Below are 6,575 nucleotides of genomic sequence, written 5' to 3'. Positions count from 1 at the left end.
GCGAGCACCGCTTTGGGAAATCGCATACTTGCGGATCGAATCGGCGGCTCAGTGCTCGAAGCCGTGGAGCACGAACCGATTAGGAACGGCAGACAGCAAGAGCTCCCGGTTGGAGCTTTCTCGTTTAACAGAAGTAACAGCGATCTATTAAATGCCGTGAACCGGCAACTTCGTGCATATCTGGGCTCACCAAATCATCGCGCTCGGATGGTGATATTCGGACTGACTAGCAATGAGATCGATCCCGCTCTTACCCATCACGCATGAGACGGTCATCGGCCAATTTCAGCCGGTCGACAACGTTCCGTAGATCGTCAATCGGCCCGTAAAAACGGGTAGCCTTGTACGTTTCTTCGAGGACCGCCACATGTAAGACAGCATGCAAGCCTTACTCAACTGAAAGCCTTCCCTCGGTCTTCCACATGCGACTAGGGTTTAGCGTAGCTGAGAATTGAACAGCTATCGGAGATAGGACGAATGGCGATTCTCACTGCTCTTGCCTTGGCGGCCGCGATTCAATCGGGCACCCAAACGCTGCCTGTGCAGACGGACATTGACGCGTCAGGTCCCACCGGCCCCCTGCGAGGAACACTGCTCGCACCAGCAACCAGCGGTGTCCCCGTGATCCTGATCATTCCCGGATCAGGACCGACCGACCGGAATGGCAACGGTCCCGGTATGAGAGCTTCCACGTACAGGTTACTGGCAGAGGGTCTGTCGACGCACGGTATCACCACAGTTCGCGTGGACAAGAGAGGCATGTACGGCAGCGCATCAGCGGTACCCGACGCCGACGAGGTCACGATCAACGACTACGCAAACGACGTGCATTCGTGGGTTGCGACGATTCGCAAACGGACTGGCGTTACCTGTGTGTGGGTGTTGGGGCATAGCGAGGGTGGCCTGGTCGCGTTGGTTGCCGGACAGAACACGAACGACATCTGCGGTCTAATCCTTGTAGCTACGCCAGGGCGTCCGCTAGGTGACGTGCTGCGCGAACAATTCCAATCGACCCCAGCATTCGCTCCATTCGTTGATCATGCGTTGTCGGTGCTCGACGTACTCGAAGCCGGACAACACGTGGACGCGGCCAGAATCGATCCCGCTCTGATGCCGTCGTTCAGGCCACAGATACAGGACTTCGTTATGAGCGAACTGTCGCTCGATCCAGCCAGACTGATCGCCAGCTATACAAAACCGGTGCTTATCGTGCAGGGCCAGCGAGATGTGCAGGTCAAACAGAGAGATGCGAAGCGACTCAAGCAGGCAGACCCAGAATCCGAACTCGTTCTTCTCGCTAACACCAACCACGTCCTCAAAGTCGTCACCACAACCGATAGGGCTGAGAACATTGCGACGTACTTGAACCCGAATCTTCCGTTGGCAAACAATGTGATAGATGTGATAGCCAACTTCGTGACAAGCTCGTTAATGAACCGTTGATGTAGATGACAAAACGGTGCTTGAATCTTGAACCCTATAAAGTTAAATGAGTGAAAAGCGATGGACATGGAGGAAAGTTCGGGACGAGAGTGAGTTCCAGCGACCGTAGCTCCGTACTTGCCGAATCGCGAGCGTATCCTCGGTGATCAATGGGTTCGCAACCATTGTCCTAACGGTCATCATTGACCCGCAGATATCGGTGATGACCGGCGACGTCATAGAAGGTCGTGTCATTGAAAGTCGATTCCACCGGGCGATTACAACGTTGATCGGCGCTCGTGTCGTCGGTACTATCGTCGCGCAGGCGATGCTGATTCCAGCGGCGCTGTTAATCGTACGTGTGGCAGAAGCCATCTAAGCGAGGTTGATCAGTCGGATACTGGCCGGTTGGCGGCCTATGCGGTGCGTTACAGACGACCAATGCGGAGCCATTGGATGGAGGGATGTTCGCCGGTAACAGCTTCCGGTATGACCGTGTGTATCAGACGCATACCGCGCGCCGAATTCGCGAACCATACAACCGCATCTTTCGTCGCGCGATTGGCGAGAACGAACGCCCGGAAGCCGGGATTATTTCCCCAATGGAAGAAACAATTCTCGGATGGTTCGAGACCCCAACCTAATCCCCATGCAACGTTGTGATCGGGCGGGTTCTCGCCGCACAGGTCTTCGGCGTTGTCGCCTTGCCGCGCGTCGACGCGCGGTAGGAACCACTGATCGTAGCTTGCGGTCGTCAGACCGCGGCCAGCCAGCACATGCTGAACGAATCCGATATAGTCGGATGCCGTTGTCAGGAGCGACCACGAGGCCTCCGCCGTTAGTACTCGACGCTTTGGCACCGGCTCTCCCTCCCACTCGTGACCCTGCGCATGGTTTTCGGAGAAGCGTTCCTGCCATTCCAGGCTCGAATGAAGCATTCCAAACGGCTCGAACACACGCTCGCGCGCCAGTGTTTCCAGTGAACGTCCACTTACGGTCTGCATCGCGCGCTGAAGCCATGCGAATGCGCTGCTACCGTAGCTAAATCTCTCGCCAGGGCTGAAGTACGTGCGAAGCGGTGCTTCGTCGCGGACGATATTAGGAAGGCCGCTTGCGTGAGTCAGAACATGAAAAGCCGTTATCTGGCGCGCCCTCAAGTCGCCCGGCACGTATTCCCCGCAGATGTCGAACAGAGGTTGTTGCATGTCCAGAAGCCCTTCTTCGGCCAGTTGAAGAGCAATGAAGGCGGCGACTGGTTTCGTGAGGGACGCTGCCTCGAAAACGGTATGTGCGTTGACAGGAGAGCGGTCATGCGCACCCCGGATGCCGAAGTAGTGTTCAGCGCCTTTCGCGCCCGCGCGAAGCGTGGCGAGCGACACGCCGGGAATTGGGCCGCTGGCAGTCGTTTCCGCGAGGAATTTATCCAGTTCCGTCATCTGCTCTTCACTCGGAGAATTCGGGGCGAAAGAATTGTACAGTCCGTGCGGGGAACATGCACTTCGACCCGGCGTCCGGTACCGTCTGAGCGCGCGGTGCCGCATATCGAGGTTCGCTTAGTGATCGGAAGCAGCCGAGCGTCGCGATTGCACTGACGCAGGGCGCCAGGTCCGTATGCGCCGGACGCGTCGGGTAATGCGCGCCGCCGAACTTCATTCAGGCAGCCATGCCATGCTAAATTGCTAGCAAATAAATTGTGGGCTCAAGCCTGTAACGCGGTGGGCTGGCAGATAGGGGAGCATTGAGCTTTGGGGCATACTGTAAGAGTGGCCGCCGCCCAGGCCCACGATTTTCGTGAAGAGGTCGACGCGGCGTTGCTCTGCCTAAGAGAATCCACAGCCAGCGCCGAGAACGACGGTGTATCGCTCCTATGCTTCCCGGAAGGTTTCCTCCAAGGCTATCTGACCGAGGAGACGGTCGCGCGCCGTAACGCGTTTGATCTCGCATCGTCGGCCTTTCAGGCCATTCTCGCCCAGTTTCCCAGAACGGGGCCAATGATCGTTTTGGGTTTGATCGAGAAGGATGGAGAACGGCTATTCAACACTGCCGTCGTGATAAAAGGCGGCGCCCTAGTGGGGCGCTATCGTAAGGCGCACCTGCTCAGAAGAGGAGAATTTTTAAAGCCGGACTCGATGCGGCCATCTTTGAGGCGGACGGTCTGCGTTTTGGCATCAACATTTGCTACGACACCAACTTTCCCGAAGCTGCACGGAAGGTTGCGAACCTCGGCGCATCCCTGATCGTGTGTGTTGCCAATAACATGCTCCCACGCCAAGCCGCGCAAGCTTGGAAGGACACGCATAATTCGGTGCGAGGTGAGCGATGCCGCGAAACCGGTCTATGGTTGATCTCAGCCGACGTAACCGGTGAGCGAGACGACTGCATTTCGTTTGGTCCCACTGCCATACTCGACCCGGCCGGAGAGGTCGTAGCTCAACTGCCGTTGAACAGCCCTGGATTGTTGGTGTTCGATCTCCCATGCCCTTGAGGAAACAGCCTCCGCCTAGAACTAAGGAGCAGTCGTCGCGGATGACTGGCTCGGGGACTCACGACTGCCTGCTCGGAGTCGCGTCGCGATGCATACTCTACTTCTATTAACATCTACCTTCGATTGCATCCCATGCGCGAACGCCCTTCGGCCAGGCTACTGATCACCACTCCAAAGCCGAGGGTGTTGCTGTTCCGATTCGTGCACAGGACTGGCGCGCTAGCGGGCAAGGAATACTGGGCAACGCCAGGCGGCGGTATGGAGCAGGGCGAGACGTTCGCGGACGCTGCGAAACGAGAGCTCCGTGAAGAAACAGGCATTCGCGAAGCGCGGGTATCGAAGCCGATAGGACGGCGCGAAGTGCCCTTGCAGTTACCAGATGGCGAGCGCGTGCTCGCGGTCGAACAGTATTTCGTCGTTCACACGGACCGAGAATCCATTTCACGTGACGGCTGGACTGCGCAAGAGATGGAAGTGATGGCGGATCACCAATGGTGGAGCCGGGAGGAACTGTCCGTCACCACCGAGACTATTTATCCGGAAGGGCTGATAGAGATGCTAGACGCGGCAGGGGTTTTCGACGCATGAGTGGCCGCTTTGGAGCGAACCGAGGGACGGACTATCTATAATGGGTCGACGGTCTGAGAAGGTCGGCATCGATCTCAGCGAGGCCCTTAAACAAGCAGCGGAAATGGTTTCAAAAGCAACCTTCAGGATATGTTCTCCATGTTCCCCGATCCTTGGCTAGACCGATGGATGACATTGATAAATGCGCGCGCCGGTAAACGGCCTGTACTTGAGATTGGCTACGGCGACGACACCGCAAGCTTGGTTAAAGCCGGTCTACGCGTGATCGGCTTTGACCTGTCACGCGCCGCGGTAGCGGCGACCAGGATCAGAGTACCCTCTGCGAGCATCGAGCGACGAGATGTTCGTGATCCGCTTCCCGAAGATGCCACGGACCTGGGCGTTGCATTGGCGAGTTTGTCGCTTCACTACTTCGCTTGGGAAGAAACGGTGTCGATCGTGGGTCGTGTGCGATTGGCGCTACGACTGGGTGGCGTACTGCTATGCCGTTTGAACTCAACCGAAGATAGAAATTTTGGTGCGTATGGATGCGAGGAAATCGAACCGAACTATTTTCTGGTGAACTGACAGCAGAAGCGATTCTTTGACGAAAGCGCAGTGCGTCGACTCTTTGCAGATGGCTGGAACACGATCGCGTTAGAGCATATTACGACCAACAAATATCAGCAACCCAAGGCCGCTTGGGAAGTCATTCTTGAGCGGGTGCGGTGATCCGTTGCCGAACGGGTCTTTAGCGTTCTGAATACGATTTATGTATCTCGGCGGAAATGATGGGTAAGGCTCTTACGTAACTGAATGGGCGAGCGTTCGCCACGGCTCTCGAATGACCGCTATCGATAAATGTATAGATTAGCTGAGGGTCGCGTGCCGCCGATCGCCGACAGGCAGGGGGCGGCCAGTTGCGGACCTTCGGCCCCAAGGCGAAGATCGTTAACAATCTGTGCCTCTACGGGTCATCTGGATAGAAGTGCGAATTCAACATGCAAATTGAAAAATACCTGGCTCGGCTTGATTTTCACGCAGCTCTTGGGCGCGACGTGGAAACGCTTAAGAATTTGCATCTTGCGCACATGCTGACGATCCCCTTCGAAAATCTGGACATCCATCTCGGTCGAAAAATCGTTCTTGAGGAAGATCTCCTGTTTAAGAAGATCGTGGAACGCCAACGCGGCGGAATCTGCTATGAACTGAACGGACTGTTCGCACGGTTGCTGGCTGATATCGGCTTCGAAGTGAGCATGGTTGCGGCGGAGGTGTTCAGGGAGGACGGTACAACGGGTCCGCTATTCGATCACATGGCTCTGCTGGTCCGTATTGGTGACGACCGGTACCTCGCCGATGTCGGATTTGGCGATTCGTTTAGCGTCCCGTTGCTGCTGTCCGATACTACCGATCAAACGCAGGGCTGTCGCATATATCGCCTCCAGAGAGATGCGAACGCGTACACGGTGATGGCCGGGAGTAGCGCCAGGACGGATTCGATCAAGCCATCATTCAAGTTCTCGACGAAGCCGCGCCACCTCTCAGATTTCAATGAAATGTGCACATATCACCAGACCTCGGATCAGTCTCATTTCACCAGGAAAGAAGTCTGCTCGCGCGCTACATCATCCGGGCGGATCACACTGAGCGGCACGCAGTTGATCGAGACCGACAATGAGTCGCGGGATGTTGTGGAACTTACGTCCAGCGAGGAGAGACAGCACGCACTGATCAAACATTTTGGGATCTTTCTGTGAAAGTAGCCGCGCTTGGTAGCAGTTTGCGGCCGAGACTGTGTCAAAACGCGTAGCACTACGACTTAGCTAGAAAGTTGGCTTGTCAGAACGCTCTATACGGGCTTCGTGACCCTTCCCGAGGGGTCAAGCGACCCCATAAAACCTGGTGTTTTTGAGTTTTGACACAGCCTCGGCCATGAACGGTCACTCCGTGCTGTCGCCAAAACGAACCAACCGAGACATATCAGCATGCACACGAAACTGAGTTTTCGTGTCAATATTGCCAGCATGGAACTCCGTAACTTCCCGAGCAAGTCTCACCATCATCACGGTCGCAGTCCAATGCGCCGTGGTTCGTTACG

At 56.1% G+C, this 6,575-nt stretch carries 5 protein-coding genes and 3 pseudogenes; 7 read left to right on the top strand and 1 reads right to left on the bottom strand.

Annotated features, from left to right (window positions below; translation table 11 throughout):
- The 3 genes and pseudogenes from GSQ93_RS37925 to GSQ93_RS02625 form a co-directional block, all read left to right on the top strand.
- A pseudogene (locus tag GSQ93_RS37925) lies at positions 1-267 on the top strand (amino acid ABC transporter substrate-binding protein); the annotation flags it as partial.
- Between the two features lie 210 nt (positions 268-477).
- On the top strand, positions 478-1,443 hold the full coding sequence (locus GSQ93_RS02630; protein WP_158934112.1) for an alpha/beta hydrolase: 966 nt from the start codon (positions 478-480) through the stop codon (positions 1,441-1,443).
- 88 nt (positions 1,444-1,531) lie between these two features.
- Positions 1,532-1,801, top strand: a pseudogene (locus GSQ93_RS02625) (DUF2837 family protein); the annotation flags it as partial.
- Positions 1,802-1,850: 49 nt separating this feature from the next.
- On the opposite strand, the gene GSQ93_RS02620 reads toward GSQ93_RS02625, so the two are convergent.
- Complete coding sequence (locus GSQ93_RS02620) at positions 1,851-2,858, bottom strand: serine hydrolase (RefSeq protein WP_158934111.1); 1,008 nt, start codon at positions 2,856-2,858, stop codon at positions 1,851-1,853.
- A 327-nt stretch (positions 2,859-3,185) separates the two neighbouring features.
- On the opposite strand from GSQ93_RS02620, the pseudogene GSQ93_RS02615 reads away from it, so the two are divergent.
- From GSQ93_RS02615 to GSQ93_RS02600, 4 genes and pseudogenes are all read left to right on the top strand, one after another.
- Positions 3,186-3,907: pseudogene (locus tag GSQ93_RS02615) on the top strand (carbon-nitrogen hydrolase family protein).
- A 132-nt stretch (positions 3,908-4,039) separates the two neighbouring features.
- Positions 4,040-4,495: an NUDIX hydrolase gene (locus GSQ93_RS02610; protein WP_158934110.1), complete on the top strand. Its 456-nt coding sequence runs from the start codon at positions 4,040-4,042 to the stop codon at positions 4,493-4,495.
- A 138-nt stretch (positions 4,496-4,633) separates the two neighbouring features.
- Positions 4,634-5,062 (top strand): trans-aconitate 2-methyltransferase, encoded by a 429-nt coding sequence (locus tag GSQ93_RS02605; RefSeq protein ID WP_254073721.1) that lies wholly within the window; start codon positions 4,634-4,636, stop codon positions 5,060-5,062.
- Positions 5,063-5,475: 413 nt separating this feature from the next.
- Entirely contained in the window at positions 5,476-6,234 is a 759-nt protein-coding gene (locus tag GSQ93_RS02600; protein ID WP_158934109.1) for an arylamine N-acetyltransferase, read from the top strand.
- The last annotated feature ends 341 nt before the right edge of the window (positions 6,235-6,575 follow it).

Source organism: Burkholderia sp. S171 (genome assembly GCF_009766085.1).
Taxonomy (GTDB): Bacteria; Pseudomonadota; Gammaproteobacteria; order Burkholderiales; family Burkholderiaceae; genus Caballeronia.
This window is presented reverse-complemented; position numbering and strand designations above follow the sequence as displayed.